The organism is Profundibacter sp., assembly GCF_056498605.1.
Genome location: NZ_JBSMEZ010000054.1, coordinates 1 through 4187, shown reverse-complemented (window position 1 = coordinate 4187; position 4187 = coordinate 1). Strand labels below are relative to the sequence as shown.

The following is a 4187-nucleotide window of genomic DNA, read 5'->3' as shown; positions in this document are numbered from 1 at the left end:
TCAGGGAAACCAGCCCGTCGGCGTCCTTGTCGCCCGCCCGCACCGTGCGGTCGATCAGGTTGGCGCTCCACAGCAGGAAGGCGCGGCCACCTTCGACAAAGCTTTTCTGGTCCATCAGGTTGCGCCGGACATCCGGGTGCACAATGATCGGGTCGGCCGGCCCGTCAGGGTTTGCAACACCGGTCACAGCGCGCCCCTGAAGGCGGTCCTTGGCGTAAATCACGGCATTCTGGTAGGCCACTTCGGCCTGTGCCAGCCCCTGCATGCCAACGCCGATGCGGGCTTCGTTCATCATGGTGAACATGGCGCGCATGCCCTTGTGTTCCTGCCCCAGCAGGTAGCCGGTGGAGTCATTATAGACCATCACGCAGGTTGCATTGCCGTGGATGCCCATCTTTTCCTCGATGCTGCCCACGGAAACGCCGTTTGCATCGCCAATCGAGCCATCGTCATTGACGATATATTTCGGCACGATGAACAGGGATACCCCTTTGATGCCCTCCGGCCCGCCCGGGATTTTCGCAAGCACCAGATGGATGGTGTTTTCCGACAGGTCGTGATCGCCGGCCGAGATGAAGATCTTTTCGCCGGTGATCTTGTAGCTGCCGTCGTCTTGTGGCACCGCTTTGGTGCGCATCAGGCCCAGATCGGTGCCGCAATGGGATTCCGTCAGGTTCATGGTGCCTGTCCATTCGCAGGTCACCATCTTGGGCAGGAATTTTGCCTTTTGCGCCTCCGTGCCGTGGGCGTGGATGGCGGAATAGGCCCCGTGGGTCAGGCCCTGATACATGGTAAAAGCCTGATTGGCACCCGAGAAAATCTCGCCAACCGCGGTGTTTAGCACATAGGGCATGCCCTGACCGCCATAGTCCGGATCGCAGTCCAGACCGGTCCAGCCGCCCTCTTTCATTACCTCGAAAGCATCCTTGAAACCGGTCGGTGTGGAGACCAGCCCGTTTTCCAGCTTGCATCCCTCGACATCGCCAACCGGGTTCAGGGGGGCCAGAACCCCGCTTGCGACTTTGCCGGCCTCTTCCAGTACCGCGCCGGTAAAATCGGCTTCGAGTTCGTCATAGCCGGGGGTATCGCTGCTGCTGACACCCAGGACATCATGCAGCAGGAACTGGATGTCTTTGATCGGGGCGGTGTAGCTGGGCATGGGTGGTTTCCTTCCTGTATTGTTCTATTCAGCGGCTTTCATGTCGGTGGTGGCCAGTGTCCGGGCACCCCATTCAAGGTGTTTCTTCAATTCGGTGATGGCCTCGCCAAGTTCCCGATACTGGTTTTCCATGACTTTCAGGCGCTCGCAGGCCTGTTTGTAGGTGCGGGCCAATTGTGTCTTGCCGTTGTCATTCCTGTCGTAAAGCTCAAGCAGCTGGCGGGCCTCTTCCAGACTGAAGCCAAAACGTTTGCCGCGCAAGATCAGCTTCAGCCGCACACGATCACGTTTCGAGTATAGCCGCTTTTGGCCGTCGCGGACAGGCGACAGCAGTTCTTTGGATTCGTAAAAGCGCAATGTGCGGGCGGTTACGCCGAATTCATTGCACATCTGTCGAATTGTCATTGCGTCATCTTTCATGGCGCGGTCCTTTTCCAATGCACTTGCCAACAGGCATCACATGCGGAACGCAGGGTAACTCTACAACCATGCTTTACGCGAACGTAAACGTAACGTGGCGTCACATATCAAATGACGAAACGTCAGGAAATATGACGTAGGGGCATTTGAAATAATATATTCCGGCTGCTTGGGGCGATTTTGCCGAAGGTAAGGTATTCCTTACCCTATTTTTTATACTTCAACTCGTCTGTCGCGCCATCGCGTAATTTTTCCAGTTCGGAAATTGATTCGTCCAGTTGCTTGCGCTGTTCTTGCAGGGCTTCCAGCTGCCGGTTGGCCATTTTCACCCAGGTTTCCAACTGTGCCTTGGTGCCTTCCTGCTCGTAAATCTCCAGCCACTGGCGAATCTCTTCCAGTGAAAACCCGAACCGGCGGCCGCGCAGGATCAGCACCATACGGGCCACTTCGCGCGGGCCATAGAGGCGTGTGCGGCCCTCCTTTTCGGGGCTTAGCAGCTCGATATATTCGTAATACCGCAAGGTGCGCGGGGTGACCTCGAATTTCGCGCACATCTCTTTGAAGCTTAGTTGGGTATCGGACATGGTTTCACGGCTCCTTGCAGGGGCAGGGTAAACCAATGCGGGGGCGTGATGCAATCGGGGTCAGTTCAAAAAACCGGGGGCGAAGAAATAGAAGGCGTACCCCAGTACCAGCGCGGGGAAGGATGTATAGATCGTGGCCAGCAGTGCGGCCTTGGGGTTCAGCGCGATGGCAGGGAACAGGGCGTCGCCGTCATTGGCGATGGCATTGGCGATCAGGGCGGAAAACGGCACCACGCCGTTGATATACAGTGTGGTCACCAGAATTTGCGGCCCGCATCCGGGGATAAAGCCGATCAGCACACCAATCAGCGGCATGGCGATGGCAACGGTTGAAAACAGGGCGGCAAGGTCAAGGCCCGAAAACGCATCCAGATAGGCATAACCCAGATAGGCGGATAGCACCCAGATGGTGATAAAGGACGTTTCCTCGGTCATGCGGGTTAGGGCGGGGTCTTCGGGATTGGAAATGGCCAGTACGGGGGACACCAGCCAGATCAGCAGGATCAGCGCCATACCCGTCAGCGCGATGATGGTGCCGATGGTGGCCATCAATGGCGAGGGGGTGACCTGAAACGCATCCAGCAGGCCCAGACCCAGACCGGGCAGGGCAACAAGGCCGAACATGATATCACGATGGCGGATGTGCGGGATGCTGGGGCCTATGGCGCAGGTGGTACAGGCGCGTCCGGGGATCTGTTTCTTGTGAAAGCGGTCCACGATCATGCCGGTTATAATACCGGCCACCAAAGATAACGGCATCACCACAGCGGCAGCCATCGGTTTGGTGGCGATCAGCAGGAAGGCGGCATCGCCCATGGTGCCCGTCAGGGCCGCCACCAGCGCGCCCAGCGTCACATTGCCCGATGAATAGGCCGAGGTGACAATAATCGCCCCCGCACAGCCGGGTGACATGCCCAGCAATGTGGCGATCGGGATTTGCAGGCGGGTCTGGCGGCGCAGGAAATCGCCCAGATTGACGTTGAACAGTTTTTCGCCGCCGTAAACCAGCATCAGCGTGGCCGCAACAAACACCGACACCCCCACAAAGGCATCATGCATCATGCTGCGTGTGACCTGCCCCAGTTCACCGGGCCAAAGCGCCAGAATGACCAGTGTCAGAACAATCACCGTGCGCGGGTTTTTCAGGGGGTTCAGCCACAACATCAGTGCATAGGGGCTGCGTGAGGGTAGGCCAAGTTTTGCGGTCTGGGTGGTCATAGCAGGTGTTCCGACTCTATTCCTGACAATATCCCTATGGATAATGAGAATGATTTGCAAGTAATTTTGAGTGAAATTGTCGGGTATAATGTCGCAGATAAGACTTGCACTGAATTGCGCTGGGCGGAATAACAAAAGCGCGACATCTTTTTTCTGGATAAGGAGCAGGCGCGTGGCAGTACCGGAACACCTTGATGGCGAGGCGCGGGTCAATCTGATCCGGCAGGTCTTTGCCGCGATGCCGCATTTTCAGGCGCTGGGCATGGAGCTGGGCAAGATCGCTGATGGCAAGGCCGAAATCTCGATGGCCTATGACGAACGTTTTATCGGCGATCCGGAAACCGGCGTGATTTCCGGCGGCGCGGTTTCGGCGCTGATGGATACGACCAGCGGGGCGGCGGTGATGTGCCATCCGACCGGCACCATGGGCACGGCGACGCTGGATTTGCGCATCGACTATATGCGCCCTGCAACCCCGGGCCAGCGGATCACGGCACATGCCGAATGTTACCATGTCACCCGCACAGTGGCCTTTGTGCGCGCCACCGCCACGGACGAGGATACATCCCGCCCCGTGGCCACGGCCACCGGCACTTTTACCATCCAGCGCGAAGAGGGGGGCAAGAAATGAGCCGATCCCGTCCCGAACCCGTACAAGTGATCAAACAGCGGCGCGATGCGGCGCTGACCTCGCTGGTTGACGGTGTGCCCTATGCGAAATTTCTGGGCATACATTTTGACCGGCGCGGGGATGAATTGACCGCCATTCTGCCATTTGACGAAAAACTGATCGGCAACCAGATGTT

The 4187-nt window shown here is 57.8% G+C and carries 5 protein-coding genes and 1 pseudogene; 2 read left to right on the top strand and 4 right to left on the bottom strand.

The window, feature by feature from the left end; all coding sequences use genetic code 11:
* The 4 genes from ACWB12_RS05690 to ACWB12_RS05675 all read right to left on the bottom strand — a co-directional run.
* Positions 1-1159 (bottom strand): acyl-CoA dehydrogenase family protein (locus ACWB12_RS05690; RefSeq protein WP_479529096.1); only part of this gene is annotated, 1159 nt, incomplete at its 3' end.
* 24 nt (positions 1160-1183) lie between these two features.
* Positions 1184-1579 (bottom strand): MerR family transcriptional regulator, encoded by a 396-nt coding sequence (locus ACWB12_RS05685; protein ID WP_479529095.1) that lies wholly within the window; start codon positions 1577-1579, stop codon positions 1184-1186.
* 206 nt (positions 1580-1785) lie between these two features.
* A complete protein-coding gene (locus ACWB12_RS05680) occupies positions 1786-2163 on the bottom strand; it encodes a MerR family transcriptional regulator (protein WP_479529094.1) in 378 nt (125 codons plus the stop codon).
* Positions 2164-2223: 60 nt separating this feature from the next.
* A complete protein-coding gene (locus tag ACWB12_RS05675; protein ID WP_479529093.1) occupies positions 2224-3381 on the bottom strand; it encodes a putative manganese transporter in 1158 nt (385 codons plus the stop codon).
* A gap of 238 nt (positions 3382-3619) precedes the next feature.
* On the opposite strand from ACWB12_RS05675, the gene ACWB12_RS05670 reads away from it, so the two are divergent.
* Positions 3620-4012 (top strand): PaaI family thioesterase, encoded by a 393-nt coding sequence (locus tag ACWB12_RS05670; RefSeq protein ID WP_118944477.1) that lies wholly within the window; start codon positions 3620-3622, stop codon positions 4010-4012.
* Positions 4009-4187 (top strand): annotated as a pseudogene (locus tag ACWB12_RS05665) (PaaI family thioesterase); the annotation flags it as partial. The gene ACWB12_RS05670 and the pseudogene ACWB12_RS05665, both read left to right, overlap by 4 nt.